Below are 21,936 nucleotides of genomic sequence, written 5' to 3'. Positions count from 1 at the left end.
CATTCTTTGATGCAAATATATTCAGATAAGCAGGTGACGACAACAAACTATAAGCTTATGTATTTCCTCAACTTTGGTCCGATATAATTGGACGCGGGTAAAGGAAGCTTCTTCCATAATGAGGCTACAACGTGGCGAGAAGTCCCTTCATTATTTTGAGGTTTATTTTCTACATCATTGCTCGATTCACCGTGAAAAGAATACCATTGGAGCGGTTGTGCCTTAGCTCCCCACTGTTTTTTAAATTTGTATGTGCCCTCTCCTTCTGTAGAGCGTCCGAAATCAAAGAATTTAAAAGCGCCACCTGAGCTATACTTTAAAAAATTCCAATATAATAGCATGTTGGGACTGAGGTAGTTAAATTCGCGTAGAGTTGATGCCCAGGGAATAGCCGTCACAAGACTTGTCGACAAGATCAATCCAGCACCAATACACTTCCCATCATATATAGCAAGACCTATTCGTCCTCTCTCGCCGTAATTGACCATTATGGAATTAAACCATTTTTTTGAGTGTGGTGGCGAACCCAGGTCGCGCATATTCTGACTATAAACGGTATAAAAATCATTAACTCCCTCTTGACCCTTCCATTGGAATTGAACACCGTTTTTTTCCGCTTTACGGATTTGGCTCCTAAGTTTGGATTTAAAACTCGCCAACAGAATTTCTGCAGAACCTGGCAAAGAAAGACACATTCTCACTTTACCACCTTCGTTAATATGCAGACTTTCGCTTAGCCCATCAACATTCTCCATACTGCCGCGCAGACTGCTCTTGTTGCACAGCTTCTCATCGACCACTGCTTTAGCCTGATTTACCAGAGCATTTTGTATAGCGAATGAATCAGCAAGACAGTTCCCCACGTCACAAAAAGGCAGTGCGGTTAACTCATTTAATAACCAGGGGAATCGTAAATTGAATAAAGGGAAAACACCTACGACCTTTTCATTATATTCGGCGACAAGATAGAATGATGTATGGCCATAAGCCTGCTCAACAGAATCCTTCCAGGCCCAGAGGTGATATGGTGAGGCCTCAGGATGAGACAGAACATAATTGTTCCAACGTTTTTGATCCTTTTTTTCTACCTGCCGTACAGTGACCATTTTAAGAAATTGATTGATGGTGTTAAAGTTAGAATTAATTTTTTATACTTATAAAACTATGATAGTTTAAGACATAATAACATACTGTTTAGCAATAGAGATAAGAAACATTAAATTAATGACACTATAAATATGTGCGGTATAGCTGGTTTTTACCATATAACTCATAAACAGCCAGATGCTCATCGAACACTAGAGCAAATGATCCACCCTGTCACGCACAGAGGACCAGATGGGTTTGGTTTTTTCTCCGACAGAAACGTCGGTTTAGCACATGCAAGACTCTCTATTGTCGACCTGGAAGGTGGCTGGCAACCTATCTCCAACGAAGACCGGTCATTGTGGATTGTTTTCAATGGTGAGATATTTAATTATCCTGAGTTGCGTGAAGGTTTATTAAAAAGAGGACATATTTTCATTACTCAATCGGATACTGAAGTCATCCTTCATCTATACGAGGAAAAGGGCGTTAATTGTCTTAATGACCTAAACGGGCAGTTCGCCATTGCCATCTATGATTCCAACAAACAGAGTCTTTTTCTGGCTCGCGACCGGATGGGTATTCGCCCGCTTTTTTATACAACTTATGATGGTTCATTTTATTTTGGTTCAGAAATAAAATCGTTATTTTGTGCAAGCTCTTCCATTCCAAGAGAGATAGATCCGCGTGTTATGAGTGAGATTTTCACTTTCTGGAGTCCCACAGGGGAAGAGACAATTTTCACAGGGGTACAACAGCTTCTTCCGGGACATTATATGGAAGTGAGTGCATCCGGAGTTGAAGCACCACAGTCTTATTGGTCGCTGCCCTTCTGCCCTGATGACCCAGGGGTGTTATCAGAACAGGAGTACGCTGAAGGATTAAGGGAGTTACTTATCGATTCCGTACGTCTTCGTCTGCGAGCAGATGTACAGGTAGGTGCATACTTAAGTGGAGGACTGGACTCTTCCGCCATTACTTCAATTATAAAAAATTATACGGATAATCCCCTTAAAACTTTTTCTGTAACTTTTAAAGACAAGATCTACGATGAATCGCAGGAACAAAACTCTATGGTGGATTACCTCGGCACCGATCATCACAGAGTTGCCTGTTCATATAATGATATTGCGACTGCTTTTCCTGAGGTAATCTGGCATACGGAAGCCCCAATATTACGCACGGCCCCGACCCCACTTTTTCTGCTGTCAAAACTGGTACGCCAAAACAACTACAAAGTTGTACTTACTGGGGAGGGGGCGGACGAAGTTCTTGGTGGGTATGACATTTTCAAAGAAGCAAAAATCAGAGCTTTCATTCAATCTCAACCGAACTCACAGCTCCGCCCGCAACTTCTAAAACGCCTCTATCCCTATCTAGCCCTATCTCCAACACGATCTGCTGAATATGCACAAAAATTCTTCGCAACAGATGCAGATATACATGACCCTTTTTTCGCCCATAGACCACGTTGGAAAACAACCAAGGGGACCCATCTATTTTTTACTGCTGAAATACTCGAACGTGCATCGAAAGCCCCCAATTGCTTGTCACATTTACAAGAAAACCTGCTGGGGTTGGATTTTTTCAATAGAGCACAGTATGTCGAATGCAAAGTCCTTATGGCAAATTATTTGCTTTCATCTCAAGGAGATCGTATGGCAATGGCCAACTCGGTAGAGGGACGATTCCCCTTCCTTGATCACCGAGTTGTTGAATATGCAGGGCGCATCCCAAGCAAATATAAAATGAAAGTACTGAATGAAAAAAATATACTGAAACAGGCGGTGAGTGATATACTACCTGGGAGTATCCTAAAGCGAAAAAAACAACCCTACATGGCTCCAGACACCAGTAGTTTTTTTACTGATGCTGAACCTGATTACTTAGAATACTATCTCTCCGAGAGTTTAATTAAAGAAGCCGGACTATTTAAGCACAAGAATGTAGAGAAACTCATTAAGAAATGCCGCAAGAAAGGCCGGCAAGGTTTTAAAGAAAACATGGCCTTTGTTGGTATTTTATCCAGCCAGATACTTTATGAAAAGATGATAAAAAACTTTGCGATTGTAACACCAAAAAATTTGAAAAATGTAAGGGTAGCAAACCTCTAATAAATATATTTAACAATTTGGACAATTCAACATGAAAGAATACATCCCGAAAATAAGAACATTTATCTTTGAAAATTTTCTATTTGACGCCGAAGAGGATTCACTGCAGAATGAAAGTTCTTTTTTAGAACAAGGAATCATCGATTCCACTGGAGTTCTGGAGCTAGTAGACTGGCTGGAAGAGGAATTTTCTATCCAGGTGGAAGATGATGAACTGATTCCTGAAAATCTTGACAGTGTTATCCTTCTTTCAGCATACATTGATAGAAAAAAACAGTAATGTCAAAATCCAACCTGATCCAGTCCTATCTCAAAGAAGCCTCCCTCTCTAAACCAGACAAAACTGCTCTAGTTCATGGTCAAGAGAAGGTCAGCTATATTGAGCTCTATAACCGGTCGGAAAAAATCTGTCAGTGGTTGCTACGCAATAACCTCAAGGCTGGAGATAGAGTTGGTGTATTAACAGATCAAGCCTGTGAGTATATTGCTTCATATTTTGGTGTATTACATGCTGGTGGGGTAGTTGTGGGTCTTAACACTCAAACCTCTCATCATGCACTTCATTCTGTTTTAGAAGATAGTGGTATTTCTATTGTCCTTTCACATAAAAAATTCCTAAAGTATAGTTCCGTTACTGAGGATGCTCCTTATGTAAGACTTTTTGAAACAGATATTCCCGCACTGTGGCAAAATAGCACAGTAACAGAAGTCCAAGCCCTTCCTCAGCTTAATACCGAAGATATCTGCCAGATCATTTATACCTCGGGGACTACCGGAACCCCTAAAGGCATAATGCTCAGGCATCGTAATTTGTTTGCAAATACACAATCCGTCATTGAGTACTTAGAGCTTACAGAGCACGACACAGTCATGGCTGTCCTGCCATTTTTTTACTCATACGGCAATTCTGTTATGCTAACACACATTGCTGTCGGGGCGACATTAATTGTAAATCAAAGTTTTACTTATCCAAATGTCATACTCGACCAGATGGCAGACGAAAAGGTAACTGGGTTTTCAGGGGTGCCATCGAGTTTTGCCATTCTACTGCACCGCTCTGCTGTAAGAGAACGAAGTTTCCCCAAACTGCGCTACCTGACCCAAGCGGGTGCACCCATGTCTCCGACGCTCGCAGCTGAACTATCGGCGGTGTTTAAAGGAGTCAAAATTTTTATTATGTATGGCCAGACTGAAGCGTCTTCTCGTCTGAGTTATCTCCCGCCAGAACTGCTCAAAGACAAAGCCGGGTCAATTGGCAAGGCAATACCGGGTGTCACAATAACTGTCTGTCGAGCTGATGGCTCCGCCACAGAACCAGGGGAGCTTGGTGAAATTGTAGCAACCGGCGAAAATATTATGGCCGGGTATTGGCAAAATCCTGAAGAGACTGAAAAGGTTCTTAAAAATGGCAGATTGTGGACAGGTGATCTCGCCAGAATCGACAAAGATGGTTTCCTTTTTATTGAGAGCCGGAAAAGTGATATGATCAAATCCGGTTCCCACAGAATTGGCCCAAAGGAGATCGAGGAGACCATCCAACAGCTTCCCTCTGTTCACGAAGTCGCAGTCGTTGGTCGGCCAGATAAAATTCTCGGCGAGAAAATTGTTGCTTTTGTCGTGCTCAAAGAAGGGTGTTATACCACAGATAAAGAAATAATCCGTCAATGTCGACGAAACCTTCCGGCTTTTAAAGTCCCACATCACGTTACTTTTATAAGTGATCTGCCTAAAACGGTTTCAGGTAAGATACAAAAAACAGCATTGCAAAAATGAGTGGCCCTCATCTTTACATTTTTCAGATACTCGCACAGTATTTCAAAGCACTTCATCTAAGCGATGCACAGTCTGAAATCTCCACCGTAAAATTCTTTGTTATCCAAAAGTGTAATGTTTCATTCTCTGCATAAATGGAGCTTTTTAATTCTGCTTGCAGTGTTACCTCTATTCTTCTTGGGTGGCCCAGATTTGAATTCGCACCGCCTATTGAAAGAACTATGGAACCTTGGGCATCTCTTCTTTTTTGCCCTCTTCGTTTTTGTACTCGACCGTTACTGGTGCTCACAACAACGTTCAAAATTCTTTCGAATCACCTCCACTCTAATTATTTTGCTGAGTATTGGCCTTACAACAGAGTTAATCCAACTTGGTATGTCCAATCGGTATTTTTCCTGGATGGATTTAGTGAAAGACATTTCAGGAGGAGCGCTTGTCCTGTTTTGGAAAATTGGTCAAAAAGAAGCCAGAATCAAAGCAATACTTTTCAAAACAATTGCTCTGCTTTGTCTTGGTATTAATCTGATTCCGTTACTAAAAATCAGTGTCGATACATACCTTTCGTACAGAGAGTTTCCATTACTCTCGGGGTTTGAACATTTCACTGAATTACATCGTTGGGACGGAGAGGCAGGGTTAACTATTGATTCTACGGTACATCTTGAAGGCAACTATTCGGGAAAAATTGAACTTAGCACAGAACAGTACAGTGGGATATTTTTAAATCATTTCCCAAGGAATTGGAAAAATCACAGCGGGCTTGCTTTTAATGTTTTTAACCCTGCCCAAGCTGTTCAATTACACTACAGAGTCCATGATAATTTACACAGTGGCGATTTCCAGGATTTCTCCAATCGTTTCAACGGAAGATCAGTCCTACACCATGGATGGAATGAAATAATCATCCCCATGGATGATATTCTCCACGGCCCCGACAACCGAAAAATGAACCTGGATACCATCCAATGTTTTGGTGTTTTTGTTGTAAAACAGAAGAACAGACGGATTCTTTATATCGACAATGTACGCCTACTGTAATGCAATACAGTCGTATAAACGACGCAGCAGAATCATTGCTAATTATCAGGATCAAGTAAATAATCCAGTATGATGGGACCTGCTAACTTCCATTTTTCTAATTGTCCATCTTCAGGTGAAACTGTAATCACTTGGGTAAAATCACTTTCATCATTGCCTGAATACGCCGTAAGGGTAAAGTGATAGGTCTCATTCTCGTCTAACCCCGAAATGGTAAAAGAAGTTTTGTTGCCAATATCTATTGGTGAACATCCTTCATTTGCTGAAATACCATCAAAGGGGACAGATGCCGCTCCTCCTTCTTTATAATAGAGCCTGTAGCCCTCAATTAGTCCATCATTTTCAGCCCAGGAAAAAGAGTATTCTTTTGCAGAAACCAATGTTGCAAAAAACACAGCAAAAAGAACAACAATGCACATCAAATATACATTCAACCTACGTATAGTTGTATTTTTCATTTTATCCACTGTCTACAATCATCTAGAATGATATTTTTATACTGAGTAAAGTTTCTCCATTTATTGTGTATAAAACAGCATGAACAAAAACATCTTTAACACTATTCTTAACTTACTGCAATAAGAGCTTTTATTGCACAGGACGTACTCAAATACCTGCGGACCCTTACTAAAAATAGCTGCACCAAAAAAATGCCAAAAATCAGGAAAACATCTATTCCTAACTTTTGGCATTTTAATACAGTAATTTCAGCAGGCCCTAACCAAACGGCTTCGGCCAGAGGCCTTCACCTAGACAGAGGAGAAAGCAGGTGAACATACGACCTATTCTCTTGTACAATAGACCCCAAACACCAGCACTATCCTACCGTTTAATCACATATTTTATTCATCACTCAACAACAGTGTGTTGATTATATTAATAATACTACGAACCTTTTTCCCGCGTAAAAATCTTTCATACTCACGATCAGTCAAAACGGCGATGGTCTGACTTACTTCAGTTGCTGCACCTTTACTATCCTCAACGGTAAGTTGTACAGAAAAGACTCCAGTAATTGCATAATTGTGTTCAACAACAGCACCAGAAGCAACAGCACCATCTCCAAAAGTCCAACTATAAGTGAGGTTGTCTCCATCAGGATCACTAGACCCGGAGGCATTGAATTCAACACTGAATGGTACCGCTCCGACAGTTGATGTTTGTGTAAATACAGCAACTGGATCACTATTCTCTTCGACCACAGGTTCGGTAGCAGTTACCAATGTTGTTGCTTCAGCCGAATTACCATTACTATCAGTTACCTTGAGCGCAACCAGGTACGTCCCTGCCTGGTTGAAGTAGTGCTCGACGGTTGTTCCATATTGCTTTTCACTTCCATCTCCAAAGTCCCACTCATAAGAGACTATAGTATTACCAGGAGCGCATGTTGAACTTCCACCTTCAAAGCCTACCACAAAGGGAACAATTCCTTCTGTTGTATCGACTTCAGCAACCGCCGTTGGCGGAGTTAGATCAACACTAGTCGTTTCAGTAACATTAATAACCACTGAATCCTGCATGGATGAACCACTGCTATCAACCACAGTAAGAGTTGCTGTGTAATTTCCAACTGAACTATAGATATGGTTGGCCGTAACACCAGCAGCAGTATCACCATCACCAAAATTCCAGGAATAGGAACTGATGGAACCAGTTGAACCTGAGCCATCAAAATTAACAGTTAAAGGAGCATCACCTGTCTGACCATCAACACTTATATTAGCTGAAAGTGGGTCTGTGCTACCCTCTGGAAAAACAGTAATAACATCGGTATAATCGCTCTCTTCACTGCCATTGTAAGCGGTGAGGGCAAAATGATAGGTTGTATTATCTTCAAGACCAGTAATGGTGAAACTTGTCACTTTACCAAGGTCAATTGGAGACACCCCTTCAGCAGCATCAGTTCCATCAAACGGAGGCTCTGCTGACCCACCTTTTTTATAATAGAGTTTATAACCCTCTACAGGCTCTGCATTAGCCGACCAGCTAAAGGGATAACTCACCCCAGCTGAAACAGCAGTTATTACAGTAGTTTTTTGAGATGTTTGACCTGCGACATCAGTTACTGTAAGAATAACAGTATAACTACCGGCAACATCATATGTATGCGCTACAGCTTCTCCTGAACCCGCACTACTATTGTCACCAAAATCCCAAACGTATGATGAAATAGTACCAGTTGAACTAGAACCACTAAATGTAACGTCCAACGGCACAGGGCCAGTAGACAATGATACTGAAAGGTCTGCTACCGGTGGATCGGGTAGAGGTGCTGTAACTGTTATTGTGGTGCTTACTTCTTCTGATACACCATTACTATCCTCAACCGTTAATACAGCAGTATAACTTCCAGCCTCGGAATAAACATGGACAACAGATGCTCCATTTCCGCTACTGCTATCACCAAAGTCCCAATTATAGGCGGAAATAGGAGGAACCACAGAGGTCGAACTATTTCCATTAAAGGTAACAGTCAGCGGCGCTTCACCAGAGGTGACCGAGGCACTCATGCCCGCAACAGGAGGATCTGTTGGTGGTGGTTCTGCAACAGTAATATTGACACTCGCCTGTTCTGTCTGACCAGCACCATCGCCGACTGTCAAGACAGCCGTATACGTCCCGGAGTCTTGATATGTATGGGATACACTATTACCGGTTCCTGTACCTCCATCACCAAATACCCAAGTATAGTTTGTAATGGAACCAGTAGAGCCGTTAGCACTAAAATTGACAGTGAAAGGAGCCTCACCTGATTGACTATCTGCAACTATAGTTGCTGAAAGGGGCTCTGCAACTGTAATATCGACACTCGCCTGTTCTGTCTGACCAGCACCATCGCCTACTGTCAAGATAGCCGTATACGTTCCGGAGTCTTGATATGTATGGGACACACTATTACCGGTTCCTGTACCTCCATCACCAAATACCCAAGTATAGTTTGTAATGGATCCAGTAGAGCCGTTTGCACTAAAATTGACTGTGAAAGGAGCCTCGCCCGCTTGACTATCTGCCAATATAGTCGCCGAAAGTGGTTCTGGACTACCATCAGGAAAGACAGTAATAACATCGGTGAAATCGCTCTCTTCACTGCCATTGTAAGCAGTTAGGGCAAAATGATAGGTTGTATTATCTTCTAGCCCAGTAATAGTAAAACTAGTTACTTTGCCAAGATCTATAGGAGATGCACCTTCAGTAGCATCCGCTCCATCAAAAGGAGGACCAGCAGAACCACCCTTTTTATAATAGAGTTTATATCCCTCTACGGGCTCTGCATTGGCTGACCAGCTGAAAGGATAACTCGCTCCTGAAGCAACAGCTCCACTTGCAACAATCACTAAACTTTTTTGAGATGTCTGACCCGCTGCATCACTAACCGTAAGAACAACAGTATAGCTGCCTGCTACATTATAGGTGTGTGTTATAGATTCACCTGATCCTGCACTACTATTGTCACCGAAATCCCAACTATAAGATGAAATAGTTCCAGTTGAACCAGATCCATTAAACGTAACATTCAACGGAACGGGCCCTGTCAATACTGATGCCGAAAGGTCTGCAACAGGAGGATCTAAACTACCATCCGGAAAAACAGTAATAACATCAGTAAAATCGCTCTCTTCACTGCCATTGTAGGCAGTTAGGGCAAAATGATAGGTTGTATTATCTTCTAGACCAGTAATAGTGAAACTAGTCACTTTACCAAGATCTATAGGAGATGCACCTTCAGCAGCATCCGCTCCATCAAAAGGAGGACCTGCAGAACCACCCTTTTTATAATAGAGTTTATATCCCTCTACGGGCTCTGTATTAGCTGACCAGCTAAAAGGATAACTTGCTCCGATTACAACAGGTGGATCTGGAGTATCGGGAACAACAGTAATTACATCTGTAAAATCACTCTCTTCGCTTCCATTATAGGCAGTTAGGGCAAAATGGTAGGTAGAGTTATCTTCTAAACCAGTAATGGTAAAACTTGTCACTTTACCAAGATCAATCGGAGATACACCATCAGCAGCATCTGCTCCATCAAAAGGGGGACCTGCGCTACCACCTTTTTTGTAATAGAGTTTATATCCTTCTACCGGCTCGACATTTGCTGACCAGCTAAATGAGTAATCTTTAGCAACTACAAACGTTACCCCTAGACCACAGAGTAGTACTGTGCAGATCGTAACAAACAACAGCTTATTTAATTTTAATATCTTCATATTAACCATTTACATCAAAATGCTACATGAGCTGATGTCTATATTTCAGCAAATTACAGGCATATTTTAGTTTAAACCCTGCAACCAAAAATTGTGCAGGGATAAGTATTTACATAAAAATCTTTGATTAAAAACAATCCTTAGTCGAGGACTTCGATTGTATTTTTACGGTACTAAAAATCATGGTAACCTGTTTGAAACTGCCCACCCTAGCCAATCAGCCTGTTTTTCTGAGAAATCCGCTTGCCTGCGCTCCAAGAACTTATTGAGTTCCTGCTTGCTATTGAAAGTCACAGAATAATATCCTTTTGCAAAAGCACTTCGACCTGAGAACTTTAACGCCCCCTTCGTATTAACTTCCAAAATCAAATCGTGATTTTTGTATACTTTAGAACCATCAGCAATTTCTTCTGTACCGTAGGTCGTTTCATGCACATATCGATAGGTGAAACCTCCTAAAAACAGAAGCATAGCCAGACAAGCAGCAACTCCGACTCGGGTTAGGGTCATATTGAATTGTGGCGAAAAAAAATCTTTCATCCCCAGAGGAACTCGAGTAGGAATGGCTCTTTCAATATCTGATTGTCGCGCAAGCAATGGCTGAATAACCATACCTGTGTAATGCTCGAGATTATTTATTGCCTCGTCATCGCAAGGATCAGCCATTGCCATCTCAAGAATATTGTTTTCTTTAAGAGCTAGAGGAAGAACAGTGTAGCGACGGCACAAGTAACGGGGGACCACCCCGGAAACTTCTGATGAGAAGCTATTTGAGAGATCACAAATTTCAAGTTCTAATTGACTTGAAATAGTTTCAGCAAGTTGATCAGCAGAAATGAGTTTCATCCGAACTAAAATGTGACCCAGTCTTCGATTTCCACCAACCTGAGTTCGCAGTGCCTGGTCAATATCACTTTGTTTAACGAGACCCTCCTGCACTAGGATTTCACCCAAACGCGGTTTATTCGTCATATGATTATCTCCAAAATTCTATTATAACTTCACCAGCCAACACAGCAGGCACAGTATTTGTTGTATTATTTCAAAGCAGTAATTATTTATAGCCGCGCATTACTCATTAAAACAATTCTTCAACTGCTAAAACAGATGTACCAAACGCAACACATATCATTATTATAGGGGCAATATTGTAAATTAATCAAGGCGACCAAGAAAAATAATTTCCCCTCAGCACATAACAATATCATCTCTGATTTCCCAAAATACCCTTCAATTTTAGAGTCTAAAGGACTTATTCATTTCTTAAAAAGCCAATACAGAAAAACCCAGTAATATTGCTTTAAGGAATTGGATGCCCATAATGGTAAACAAAGGCGTTGCATTTGGAGTCTCGAACGTCCTAACCCCGATAAACGGGATAAGTACCTTGGAGGTTCATTACGGCCAGTACGTTGAGCCAACCCCATTTCTTATTTTCTGTGACACCTTTACCGAAGTAAGGTACTAATATGTATAGTAACTCACTTTAGAATACCAATTGTGCGTTATGGAAACGCAATAGTATCTCAACATTCAACACAATTTTTAAAAAGGGTAACTATTCATGACTTCTTCTCAAACTATCCAAAGTGCTCTGAATGTAATCCCGGAGCAGGCAACTGATAAAATCTGCATACGACTTAAAAACCACCTCAAAACACTGAAAAGAAAAGGACTTATCGTTGCTATTTCCGGTGGTATTGATAGTAGCGTAACTCTTGCCTTAGCGGTAAAAGCATTGGGCACAGACCGGGTCCTAGCTTTACAAATGCCCGAACGCCATTCTGCAGATGAAACACTATCCTTGAGCGGCTTGTTAGCTGAGACATTCGGTGTAGCAACGATTCATGAAGACATCTCAGGCCCGTTGGAAGCTGTTGATTTTTATCAACGCTACGAAAAGGCAGTTAAAATAGTTATTCCGGAATATACTGCGGAGTGGAAATCAAAAATCGTGGTGCCAAACGTCGTTTACAAACCAGGCTTTACCTATTTTTCGATTATTGCCCAGTCGCCTGCTGGCGATACCATTAAAAAGCGCTTGCCTCTGAAGGCATATCTGGAAATTGTTGCCGCAACAAATTTCAAACAACGAATTCGGAAAATGCTTGAATACTACCATGCAGATCGACTTAATTTTGCCGTAACGGGTACACCCAATCGTCTTGAATACGATCAGGGGTTCTTTGTCAAGCTAGGCGATGGTGCAGCTGATATAAAACCAATTGCACATCTTTACAAAACACAAGTGTATCAACTTGCAGAGTATCTCGGTGTCCCAAATGAAATTTGCAAACGACCACCAACCACAGACACCTACTCACTACCCCAGACTCAGGATGAGTTTTATTTCAGTCTCACCTATGACAAAATGGACGTATGCCTCTATGGAAAAAATAATGGTCTTTCAGCAGCAGAAGTTGCTCCTCAGGTTGGCTTAACAGCGGAGCAGGTGGAAAATGTTTATAAGGATATTGATAGCAAAAGAGTTGCGACCCAATACCTTCACAGTCCACCTCTATTGATTGAATCTGTCCCTGAAATATAAAGAAGGCACCAACAAAAAAAGCCCACTCAAAGCTAGGCTAAGAGTAGGCTTATATATAAAAATGATTCTAACTAAATAGAGCCATTATTTTCGTGGTGGCGATGCAGGGATTTGAACCCCGGACAACACGGATATGAGCCGTGTGCTCTAACCAACTGAGCTACATCGCCATGATGTGAGGCGAAAATATTTACCCCACTACGGAGATACTGTCAATACTTTTTCACACCTTATTCTATTTTTAATGCACAAACAGAAAAAGGCTTCCCGAAATGGGAAGCCTTTTTCATTACAACACTAATCCGGAGTCCCGGAAAAATACAAACTAGCCGGGACTCTTTTCAGTACCCCCTTGAGGGGTATAAGTGCCTTGGCGGTTAGACTAAACTTACCATTTCAACTTCAATTCCTGAGTTTCTTGTTTTTATGACAAACTTTCAGGAGTAAGGCACTAAAAGGATCAGATGGGTCTTACATCATTCCGCCCATTCCGCCCATTCCACCCATGCCGCCCATTCCTGGAGGCATTCCGCCACCAGCAGCAGCGCCAGCTTCTTCAGGTGCATCAGCGATAACACACTCGGTGGTCAAAAGCATACCGGAAACTGATGCAGCGTTCTGCAGTGCGGTTCTGGTAACTTTTGCTGGATCAATAACACCAGCAGCGATGAGGTCTTCGTATTCTTCAGTAGCAGCGTTGAATCCGTTAGCACCTTCGAGGTTTTTAACAGCCTCAACGATAACAGAACCTTCACGACCGGCATTGTCAGCAATCTGACGTACAGGCTCTTCGAGAGCGCGGAGAAGGATGTTTCTACCAACAGCCTGCTCACCAGGAAGCTCAAGAGCAGCCAGAGCACCAAGACAGCGGAGATAAGCAACACCACCACCAGGAACAACGCCCTCTTCTACTGCAGCACGGGTTGCATTCAGTGCATCTTCAACACGGGCCTTCTTCTCTTTCATTTCGATTTCAGTTGCAGCACCAACATTAATTACTGCAACACCACCGATGAGCTTAGCAAGACGCTCCTGGAGCTTCTCACGGTCGTAATCAGAAGTAGTATCTTCTGCCTGGGTACGGATCTGCTTAACGCGTGCAGCAAGCTTCTCAGCATCTCCTGCGCCATCTACGATGGTGGTATTGTCCTTATCGGTTACAATACGCTTACAGGTTCCAAGGTCGTTAACAGTAACATTCTCAAGCTTGATACCGAGATCTTCAGTGATAACCTGACCACCGGTAAGAATTGCGATGTCTTCGAGCATTGCCTTACGACGATCACCAAAACCAGGAGCCTTAACTGCTGCAATGTTCAAAGTACCACGAAGCTTATTCACAACGAGGGTAGCAAGTGCTTCGCCATCAACATCTTCAGCGATGATGAACAGGCCTTTACCCATCTTGGCAACAGACTCAAGAACCGGGAGAAGGTCTTTCATGTTGGAAACTTTCTTTTCAACAAGAAGAATGTATGGATCGTCCATCGCAACTTCCATACGATCAGGATCAGTCACAAAGTATGGAGAGAGGTAACCACGGTCAAACTGCATACCTTCAACAACATCAAGGCTGGTATCCATTGATTTTGCTTCTTCAACGGTGATAACACCTTCTTTACCAACCTTATCCATAGCTTCAGCAATGATGTTACCAATGGTCTCATCACTGTTCGCAGAGATAGTACCAACCTGAGCAATTTCTTTCTGCTCTTTGGTAGGGGTTGCAATTTTTGCAAGCTCAGAAATCACAACCTCAACACCTTTGTCGATACCGCGCTTGATTTCCATTGGGTTACCACCAGCTGCAACAAGCTTTACACCTTCAGTGTAGATAGCCTGAGCAAGAACGGTTGCAGTGGTAGTACCATCACCAGCTACATCAGAGGTCTTAGAAGCAACTTCTTTTACCATCTGCGCGCCCATGTTCTCGAACTTGTCTGCAATCTCGATCTCTTTAGCAACAGAAACACCATCTTTGGTGATGGTAGGTGCGCCAAAAGACTTTTCGATGAGAACGTTACGTCCCTTAGGACCTAAGGTAACTTTAACTGCATCAGCGAGGGTGTTAACACCTGCAAGGATAGACTCACGAGCTTTTACGCCGTACTTAATTTCTTTACCAGCCATTATTCTATTCTCCCTATTTAACGAGATGAATTTTATCTATAAATATAAACGTTAATCAGTGTCTGATAACGCTATTACTCAATAATTCCGAGGATGTCATCTTCACGCATGATGAGGTAATCTTCACCGTCAAGTTTTACATCGGTGCCACCGTACTTGGAAAAAAGAACCTTATCACCAGCTGCAACCTGCAAAGCAACTCTTTCACCGTTATCAGCAACTTTACCAGGACCAACTGCTACGACTTCGCCCTCAGCTGGCTTCTCTTTAGCACTATCAGGGATGATGATACCACCAGCAGTTTTTTCTTCTTCAGCAAGTCTTTTAACCAAAAGACGATCGTTCAATGGACGAATTTTCATTACTTCCTCCTACTACAATTAATATTCATTAAAAAAAGGGTCTCTCCATATCAATATGGATTCCCAACTTATTTTTACCCAATAATTGGGTAGCTAGACCAAACTAGGCCAAAAATATAGGGGTTGATTTTTAAAAATCAAGGGCGTGAATTAAAAAAAAATCAGGGGGGAAAAGGCGGACTTAGGCAATAAGCCCAAGTCCGCAAAAATGCGTTATTTGCAATTATTTTCAACCAACACGAACAACCCACTTATGGGGGTCATCCTGGTGTCCATTTTGAATTGCCTGGAGTTCAGTAAATAGTCTTGCAGAAAGTTCTCCGGTTTCACCATTATTGACAATGGTACTCTCACCTTTATAGAACAGTTCTCCCACGGGTGAAATTACAGCCGCCGTACCAGTACCAAAAATTTCCTTTAGACTTCCGTCTTTATTTGCATCAATCACTTCATCTATGGAAATTTTTCGCTCAACCACATCAACGCCCCAACTCCTTGCAAGCGTAATAACGGAATCACGTGTCAGGCCGCCAAGAATAGATCCTTTAAGGGGCGGAGTCACAAGCTCATCTCCAATCTTAAAAAAGATATTGGACGTACCCACCTCTTCAATATATTTGTGCTCACAGGCATCAAGCCAGAGCACCTGTGTATAGCCTTCTTTTTTTGCAATTTCTGACATATGTAAAGAGGCAGCGTAGTTCCCAGCAGTTTTCACATGCCCGACCCCACCTTTAACTGCGCGCACATACTCATCGCTTACATATATCTTGGTTGGATTACAACCTTCAGCATAATACGCACCAACAGGGGAAAGAATAATGAAAAAATAATAGGTCTCTGATGGACGAACCCCAAGATAAGGGTCCACCGCAATCATGGTCGGCCTGATATAGAGACTGGCACCTTCAACATCTGGCACCCAATCTTTTTCCAAATAAACAAGTGCTTTAAGTGATTTCAGCACCTTATCCACAGGAATGCGTGGCATACACATCCTGAGAGCCGAAGTGTTCATTCTCTCAAAGTTGTCGGAAGGGCGAAAAAGGTACAACTGATTATTGTCTCCCTTATACGCCTTTAATCCCTCAAAAATAGCCTGTCCATAGTGAAAAACCATGGAAGCAGGATCGAGCTTAAAATCCTGATATGGACAGATCTTCGCATCATGCCAACCATCCTGCTTGGACCATTTCATAAGGAACATGTGATCTGTAAAGTGTTGGCCAAAGCCAAGATTATCCGCTGACGGCTTTTCTTTCAGATTGCCAGCGTCGACTTTTTCCAATGTAACATCAAGGTCTTCCCACATTCTCTTTCTCTCCTCAACAACACTTATTTCTCTTTGCTTAATCAATGGAACGTTATATACTTTTCAACAGTTTTAAAGTACTACAACTGTATAACAATAAGATGTAAGAGAGCAAAGTACATCAGCTACAGGTTCAATTGCAACTCAATTTCTCAGCCAGAGACAAACTAAATCTTGAAAGACCAGCACGAATGACCAAACAACCGATTCAACTGAACGACCGACCCAAAGTCCCAGAAGGTGCTAAATATTTTCTCGTTGTATTTGGTATTTCCATCTTCTTTTTTGGCAAAATACTCTGGCCCTTCTGGTCCGTTCTTGTCCTTGCGTTTTTGCTCACCAATCTTTTTCGCCCTATTTATATAAAGATCAGCAGCAGAACCCCCAACGCTCTTGCCTCAGTACTCACCTGTCTGCTTATCATAGCAATTGTCATCATCCCTTTAATCTTCTTTATTCTCTCTTTAACAGACGAGGCGCTTAACCTCTACAGCTGGGGGCGCGACAGCAGGGTTGGGCTCAAATTACAGACCTTCCTCCAGGAGAGTCCGCTCATATTCAAACTCCAGGAACAATTACAAGAAGTTGGCTTTACCTTCAACCCATCTCAGGTTACTGACACCTTTTCCTACCTGGTAAAAAAGGGTGGTTTACTGCTCTATAATCAGGCAAGTGGCTGGGCAGCAAACTTTTTACAATTCCTGTTTCTCTTTTTTATCATGATTCTGGTTATCTTTTTCATGCTCATTGATCAACCAAAGCTCATCGCCCATATGATCCGGCTCTCCCCTCTTCCTGAGCATGAAAACCACCTGCTCATAGAGCGGTTTCAGGAAATTGCCAACGCAATTCTTAAGGGTAACGGTATCTGTGGAATGATCCAGGGAATATTGGGCGGAGCTGTCTTTTCTGTTCTTGGGCTCAACTCCCCACTGTTGTGGGGAAGTATCATGTCAATCCTTGCCTTCCTGCCTATTTTCGGCATCGGTCTTGTCATGATCCCCACTGCAGGTTTTCTCATCATAACCGGGCGGACAAGTGCAGGTATATTCCTCTTTGTCTTCTACCTCATCCTCTCGTTTACCATCGAATATATTGTAAAACCGAAGATGGTTGGAGATCAGGTGGAAATGCCAACCCTTCTGGTCTTTCTCTCTATCATTGGAGGATTGAGCGTTTATGGTATTCTTGGAATCATATACGGCCCCTTAATTATTACCGCATTTTTGACTCTCTCTGATATCTATTTATCCCGGTACGATAGATAAGAGGCATAGGCCCAAGGACCCTTTTTTGTGGTTAGGTGAAGTCAATGGGAATCACATCCCAACAGGTCACCATATCTTTGTTCCAGGTGACCACCCTTGTCTTTGAATCCTGCGAGACCACGATCCCAAGAACATTTTTGGTCCGGTTGCACAGGTAGTAAAAGGATCTATGCCTGGTGCCAACGCTCTCAACCTTTTCAACCTCACGTCTCAAGCCTTCAGGATCAATGGCTCTCGCTACACTGCCACTCATCTCCATGGTCCCCTGGATAATGCCGCCGAAACCAATGATTTCCAAGTTTTCTGTGGTAACCACTGCACCATCCACACCTGTCAGTCGCGCCATAAACCGTGCAAATTTAAAGATTCGCTCATCAAGTGCGGCAAGTTCATCCACCTGCAGACCGACATAATCCTTCCAGCCGGCTATATAATCAGGCCCATATAAACTACCGCAGTGCTTACCTAAGACCTCCATAATTTCCAGAACAATATCCCTCAGCTGATTTCTCTTGGCATCATCTGCAAACCTGTATTTCAAATCAATATAAGGATTGTCATGGGCCAAAAGCTCATCCATACCTTCAGGAAAGGAGATGATCGTCCCCCCATGGCCTGAACGCCGAACCGTGCTGATGACATGTTTAAAGAATTGAAGATACAGGTCGGAAATAAATGTACTGTCTATTTGTGCCCAATCATCATTAATATTCCTCGGATTCTCCCGGTGAAAAGCAAAAAGGGAATCCCGTACAGCTTCAAAGCGATGTTTCATCCACTCGGATTTAAAGACATTAACCGTGGGGGTTATAATATTCCCACCACTGAGCTGTGCAAGGATCTCAAGCCCCCTGCAAACAATAACCCGTCCGGAACCAATCACATTAATACCAAGAGCTGCCGGTAGCGGTGTTGCCTGCTGGCTTCCTCCATGGATTATATGCACCCACTTTGAACCGGAGTGAATCAACCCCCAAATCTGAAGGCCTTCCTTTCGGCTATACCGAATTCCAATCAGTGCATTATTATAATCGGTTGATGGCCCTAACTTTGTCAGTTCATACTCATTATAGGGGCGAGGGGCAGAAAATGGCAGGCTAAATAGCCCCGCACGCTCCCCCCTTCCATCCTCATCGATATCCTCGGGTTCACACAGCATAAGGCGAAAGCGTAAGCCCCTCGCCTCCTCCTGCATCTGGCTCACCTGATAGCAGGTGGAAACCAGTTCCTCCAACACTTCAATATCCGGTAATCTCTGATACCTCTTACCCTCGTGGTCATTGTCATCCTGTCGCCACAATTCGAGTAACTCAAAAACCAGATCTTTGGGGTATTTATGAAGCATCGTTTATATTGTATAAAAGTTAGCGATTAGGGGAAGAATTTCGTATCTCTACTTAATTATACATGACAATCACAATATATAACCATTTTATTGTTACAATCTCCCGACCTTAACACAAGTGATAAAAACTCAATTAAGAGGAGGGATATGCCAGAGAAGGGAAAGACAACAGAACAGCCACGAGCCGTGGTAATATTTATATAGTTGGAGATAGGGTTAATTCTTCAAATCGTTGCTAAAAGGATTGCATTGTAAAAATCCTTCAATTTCTTCAGCTTTACGAGCTGGACTGTAGTAAAAGCCCTGCAGATTTGCACAACCAAGTTTAACGAGTAAAGCTCTCTGCTCCTCAGTCTCCACACCTTCTGCAATAATTCCCAGGTTAAGATTGAGCGCAAGGGCAATGATTGTGATGATTAAGGTAACATCATCTTCATTTTCAGGAAGATCCTGGACAAAGGTACGATCAATTTTCAATTTATTTAAGGGCAGCTTTTTCAAATAACTCAGAGATGAATATCCCGTTCCAAAATCATCCACCGTCAGTCTGATATTTTTCTCTGCCAGCTTTTGCAAGAATATAATTGCGGCCTCCGGATCACTCATTATGTGCCCCTCTGTGATCTCCAGTTCCAACCACTCAGGTCTGCAACCACTCTTTTCAAGATGCCCGTCTAATATATCTATAAAATCTGGGTGTTGTAATTGTCGTGTCGATAAGTTCAGAGCAAGAACACCAGGCTTAAACCCGGCCTCGTACCACTTGCCAAACTGACCGATGGCCTTTTCCATCACGAGAAGATCCAATGGCACCACAAGCCCCGTCTCTTCTGCTATGGGAATAAACTTATCAGGAGAAACAAATCCATCTCCATCATGCCACCGTATCAATGCCTCCAACCCTACAATATCGCCCGTCACACCATCAATTTGAGGCTGATAATAGACATCAAAGGCCTCGTCTTTGATTGCCTGACGTAGTTTGGTCTCAAGAGTCAAGCGCTCAATAGCCTTCTCCGTCATCTCCACACTGTAAAAACAATATCTGTTACGGCCATTTTTCTTTGCCTTATACATTGCAGTATCAGCATTTTTCAACAAATCACTAACGTGCTCTCCGTCCTGTGGAAAGGTTGCGACGCCAAAGCTTGCACTCAAATAGACCTTGCGCGAATCAAACACGATCGGCTCCGTCATGCTGCCCATGATTCGCTCAATGGTGGTCACAATTAAATCGTTATCCCCCACTGTATCGAGTAAAACAATAAACTCATCCCCGCCAAGGCGACAAATAGTATCGGTTTTCCTGAGTGTCTCCTGAAATCGACGAGCTATTTCAATGAGTACCTTATCTCCGAACTGATGCCCATAGGAGTCATTCACCTCTTTGAAATGATCTAGATCAACAAAAACAATGGCAATACTCTCTTCCCCTTGTGGCGAAGACTTCAACTGCTCTAACGTGTTATCTAATTTGTCTCTTAAAAACGTACGATTCGGAAGCTTTGTCAAATCGTCATGCTTTGCCTGATAGTTGAGCTCTCTTCGGATCAGAAGATCTTTGCGCCAAAGCAAAATAGCCATTACCTGCAAGGCAACCATCGACATCATAAGGATAAGCGGCATAAACAGATTAAAATCTTTGAGCTTCAGCGGCTGCTGTACATGAAGGTAAAGATCTTTAATTCCCGTCACAGCCTCGTAATGATTCAACCGCAGAAAATTTGTTCCATCATCACCGAGGAAGTTACGATCCTCAGACACCTCAATATTCCAGTTTGAAAACTGCTCCTTAATTGGCAGCAGTAACATATTAATATTGACGTTTATGATATAGACGCCACTCGCTTTTTCTAAACGTTGGGATTGTGTGTCAGGAATTGATTCCCCTGTATAGGTGGCCTTGAGAAAGTAGTAGGATTGCAAATCAACTGCTTTAAAAAAATTATAGACCGAAACAATCTTTGAAGTTTCTATTGACCTACGAATACTTTGACTGAAATAGACACTATTGAGCAGATCATACCCGTAAAATTGGCTCGTATTATTATCAGATGGTTCAACGCGCACAATGGGAGCATACTGTTGGTGGTTTTCTGCCTGAACAAAATCCGCACTCTTAACATCAAACCTGTTAATACGAAAATCGTTTACACCAGATTTTTGCATAGACTCTTCAAAAGATTCCCTTTCAGAATCTGTGATGAGTTTTGCAAAACCTATGGCTGTTAAGAAAGGATACTTGTGTATAAGATCGCCGGAGAAATGGGCAAAGGAAGCCGGCGAGTGATCAGCGCTTGCCTGATAGTAACTCACAAGTGTCGCGAGAATACCTTTGGTGGTGGAGAGTTTATCTGATATATCTTTTTTTATGACATTATTGATGGTAAATGCAAAATCTTTTTTATGCTCATAGATCTGATACTGCAACTGAAGCAGACTGCCAATTAACAAAAGGAAGACATTTACAATTAAAATTGCACACTTTGTTTTTTTGGTAAAAAGTGAGCAGTTTCTCATCGTAACCGACCAGATTTTCGACATTTTTCTATAAATATTTCAGAAAGATTCGTTTCCATAATAGAGTTCAATTTCACGATTTGCTAACTGAAACAACTTCGTTTACAACAAAAACAGCTCTATGTGTACGTAGGGAAAACGATGAAAGTTCTCACCATTAGCAGTCTTAGTTTTGCTCAACCGATTATTACATAAAATCTAACTTAAAATTCAACGTAACTTGCACAGATAA

Annotated in this window: 15 protein-coding genes and 1 tRNA gene; 6 read left to right on the top strand and 10 right to left on the bottom strand. The window is 42.2% G+C overall.

Going from position 1 to position 21,936, the window contains the following annotated elements; genetic code table 11:
• Positions 1-47: 47 nt before the first annotated feature.
• Positions 48-1,106 (bottom strand): GNAT family N-acetyltransferase, encoded by a 1,059-nt coding sequence (locus ACX6CI_RS23275; RefSeq protein ID WP_458776041.1) that lies wholly within the window; start codon positions 1,104-1,106, stop codon positions 48-50.
• 132 nt (positions 1,107-1,238) lie between these two features.
• Here ACX6CI_RS23275 and asnB point away from each other — a divergent pair, with 132 nt between their 5' ends.
• From asnB to ACX6CI_RS23255, 4 genes are all read left to right on the top strand, one after another.
• Complete coding sequence (gene asnB, locus ACX6CI_RS23270; RefSeq protein ID WP_458776040.1) at positions 1,239-3,200, top strand: asparagine synthase (glutamine-hydrolyzing); 1,962 nt, start codon at positions 1,239-1,241, stop codon at positions 3,198-3,200.
• 31 nt (positions 3,201-3,231) lie between these two features.
• The gene (locus ACX6CI_RS23265) at positions 3,232-3,480 is read left to right on the top strand and encodes an acyl carrier protein (protein WP_458776039.1); all 249 of its coding nucleotides are present in this window, start codon (positions 3,232-3,234) and stop codon (positions 3,478-3,480) included.
• Positions 3,480-4,973 carry a class I adenylate-forming enzyme family protein gene (locus ACX6CI_RS23260; protein ID WP_458776038.1) on the top strand — a complete coding sequence of 498 codons (1,494 nt, stop codon included), beginning with the start codon at positions 3,480-3,482 and terminating at the stop codon, positions 4,971-4,973. Before ACX6CI_RS23265 ends, ACX6CI_RS23260 begins: the two co-directional genes overlap by 1 nt.
• A gap of 114 nt (positions 4,974-5,087) precedes the next feature.
• Positions 5,088-6,011, top strand: coding sequence for a VanZ family protein (locus ACX6CI_RS23255; RefSeq protein ID WP_458776037.1), 924 nt, complete (start codon positions 5,088-5,090; stop codon positions 6,009-6,011).
• A 38-nt stretch (positions 6,012-6,049) separates the two neighbouring features.
• On the opposite strand, the gene ACX6CI_RS23250 is transcribed toward ACX6CI_RS23255, so the two are convergent.
• The 3 genes from ACX6CI_RS23250 to ACX6CI_RS23240 all read right to left on the bottom strand — a co-directional run bounded on the left by ACX6CI_RS23250 (position 6,050) and on the right by ACX6CI_RS23240 (position 11,191).
• The gene (locus ACX6CI_RS23250) at positions 6,050-6,469 is read right to left on the bottom strand and encodes a fibronectin type III domain-containing protein (protein WP_458778510.1); all 420 of its coding nucleotides are present in this window, start codon (positions 6,467-6,469) and stop codon (positions 6,050-6,052) included.
• A gap of 384 nt (positions 6,470-6,853) precedes the next feature.
• A complete protein-coding gene (locus ACX6CI_RS23245) occupies positions 6,854-10,219 on the bottom strand; it encodes a PKD domain-containing protein (protein WP_458776036.1) in 3,366 nt (1,121 codons plus the stop codon).
• A 180-nt stretch (positions 10,220-10,399) separates the two neighbouring features.
• Positions 10,400-11,191 (bottom strand): GspE/PulE/PilB domain-containing protein, encoded by a 792-nt coding sequence (locus ACX6CI_RS23240; RefSeq protein WP_458776035.1) that lies wholly within the window; start codon positions 11,189-11,191, stop codon positions 10,400-10,402.
• Between the two features lie 592 nt (positions 11,192-11,783).
• On the opposite strand from ACX6CI_RS23240, the gene nadE reads away from it, so the two are divergent.
• On the top strand, positions 11,784-12,767 hold the full coding sequence (nadE, locus tag ACX6CI_RS23235; protein ID WP_458776034.1) for an NAD(+) synthase: 984 nt from the start codon (positions 11,784-11,786) through the stop codon (positions 12,765-12,767).
• 93 nt (positions 12,768-12,860) lie between these two features.
• Here nadE and ACX6CI_RS23230 read toward each other — a convergent pair.
• From ACX6CI_RS23230 to ACX6CI_RS23215, 4 genes are all read right to left on the bottom strand, one after another.
• A tRNA-Met gene (locus ACX6CI_RS23230) sits at positions 12,861-12,937 on the bottom strand.
• Positions 12,938-13,238: 301 nt separating this feature from the next.
• Positions 13,239-14,897 (bottom strand): chaperonin GroEL, encoded by a 1,659-nt coding sequence (groL, locus tag ACX6CI_RS23225; RefSeq protein WP_458776033.1) that lies wholly within the window; start codon positions 14,895-14,897, stop codon positions 13,239-13,241.
• A gap of 74 nt (positions 14,898-14,971) precedes the next feature.
• A complete protein-coding gene (gene groES, locus ACX6CI_RS23220) occupies positions 14,972-15,259 on the bottom strand; it encodes a co-chaperone GroES (protein WP_458776032.1) in 288 nt (95 codons plus the stop codon).
• A 229-nt stretch (positions 15,260-15,488) separates the two neighbouring features.
• Entirely contained in the window at positions 15,489-16,571 is a 1,083-nt protein-coding gene (locus ACX6CI_RS23215; protein ID WP_458776031.1) for a branched-chain amino acid aminotransferase, read from the bottom strand.
• Positions 16,572-16,762: 191 nt separating this feature from the next.
• Here ACX6CI_RS23215 and ACX6CI_RS23210 point away from each other — a divergent pair, with 191 nt between their 5' ends.
• Positions 16,763-17,839, top strand: a complete 1,077-nt coding sequence (locus tag ACX6CI_RS23210; RefSeq protein WP_458776030.1) for an AI-2E family transporter — start codon at positions 16,763-16,765, stop codon at positions 17,837-17,839.
• 31 nt (positions 17,840-17,870) lie between these two features.
• Here ACX6CI_RS23210 and ACX6CI_RS23205 read toward each other — a convergent pair whose 3' ends face one another.
• Positions 17,871-19,184, bottom strand: coding sequence for a putative sensor domain DACNV-containing protein (locus ACX6CI_RS23205; RefSeq protein ID WP_458776029.1), 1,314 nt, complete (start codon positions 19,182-19,184; stop codon positions 17,871-17,873).
• A gap of 216 nt (positions 19,185-19,400) precedes the next feature.
• Complete coding sequence (locus ACX6CI_RS23200; RefSeq protein ID WP_458776028.1) at positions 19,401-21,728, bottom strand: putative bifunctional diguanylate cyclase/phosphodiesterase; 2,328 nt, start codon at positions 21,726-21,728, stop codon at positions 19,401-19,403.
• Positions 21,729-21,936: the final 208 nt, after the last annotated feature.

The sequence above is a fragment of the Desulforhopalus glucosivorans genome (genome assembly GCF_054397165.1).
This window is presented reverse-complemented; position numbering and strand designations above follow the sequence as displayed.

What these genes read in the sequence shown, in the direction of transcription:
- ACX6CI_RS23215 (WP_458776031.1), bottom strand. Translation starts at nt 16,571, where the DNA reads ATGTGGGAAGACCTTGATGTTACATTGGAAAAAGTCGACGCTGGCAAT.
- ACX6CI_RS23205 (WP_458776029.1), bottom strand. Translation starts at nt 19,184, where the DNA reads ATGCTTCATAAATACCCCAAAGATCTGGTTTTTGAGTTACTCGAATTG.
- ACX6CI_RS23265 (WP_458776039.1), top strand. Translation starts at nt 3,232, where the DNA reads ATGAAAGAATACATCCCGAAAATAAGAACATTTATCTTTGAAAATTTT.
- ACX6CI_RS23240 (WP_458776035.1), bottom strand. Translation starts at nt 11,191, where the DNA reads ATGACGAATAAACCGCGTTTGGGTGAAATCCTAGTGCAGGAGGGTCTC.
- ACX6CI_RS23250 (WP_458778510.1), bottom strand. Translation starts at nt 6,469, where the DNA reads ATGAAAAATACAACTATACGTAGGTTGAATGTATATTTGATGTGCATT.
- ACX6CI_RS23210 (WP_458776030.1), top strand. Translation starts at nt 16,763, where the DNA reads ATGACCAAACAACCGATTCAACTGAACGACCGACCCAAAGTCCCAGAA.
- ACX6CI_RS23275 (WP_458776041.1), bottom strand. Translation starts at nt 1,106, where the DNA reads ATGGTCACTGTACGGCAGGTAGAAAAAAAGGATCAAAAACGTTGGAAC.
- ACX6CI_RS23260 (WP_458776038.1), top strand. Translation starts at nt 3,480, where the DNA reads ATGTCAAAATCCAACCTGATCCAGTCCTATCTCAAAGAAGCCTCCCTC.
- groL (WP_458776033.1), bottom strand. Translation starts at nt 14,897, where the DNA reads ATGGCTGGTAAAGAAATTAAGTACGGCGTAAAAGCTCGTGAGTCTATC.
- ACX6CI_RS23255 (WP_458776037.1), top strand. Translation starts at nt 5,088, where the DNA reads ATGTTTCATTCTCTGCATAAATGGAGCTTTTTAATTCTGCTTGCAGTG.
- groES (WP_458776032.1), bottom strand. Translation starts at nt 15,259, where the DNA reads ATGAAAATTCGTCCATTGAACGATCGTCTTTTGGTTAAAAGACTTGCT.
- asnB (WP_458776040.1), top strand. Translation starts at nt 1,239, where the DNA reads ATGTGCGGTATAGCTGGTTTTTACCATATAACTCATAAACAGCCAGAT.
- ACX6CI_RS23200 (WP_458776028.1), bottom strand. Translation starts at nt 21,728, where the DNA reads ATGTCGAAAATCTGGTCGGTTACGATGAGAAACTGCTCACTTTTTACC.
- ACX6CI_RS23245 (WP_458776036.1), bottom strand. Translation starts at nt 10,219, where the DNA reads ATGAAGATATTAAAATTAAATAAGCTGTTGTTTGTTACGATCTGCACA.
- nadE (WP_458776034.1), top strand. Translation starts at nt 11,784, where the DNA reads ATGACTTCTTCTCAAACTATCCAAAGTGCTCTGAATGTAATCCCGGAG.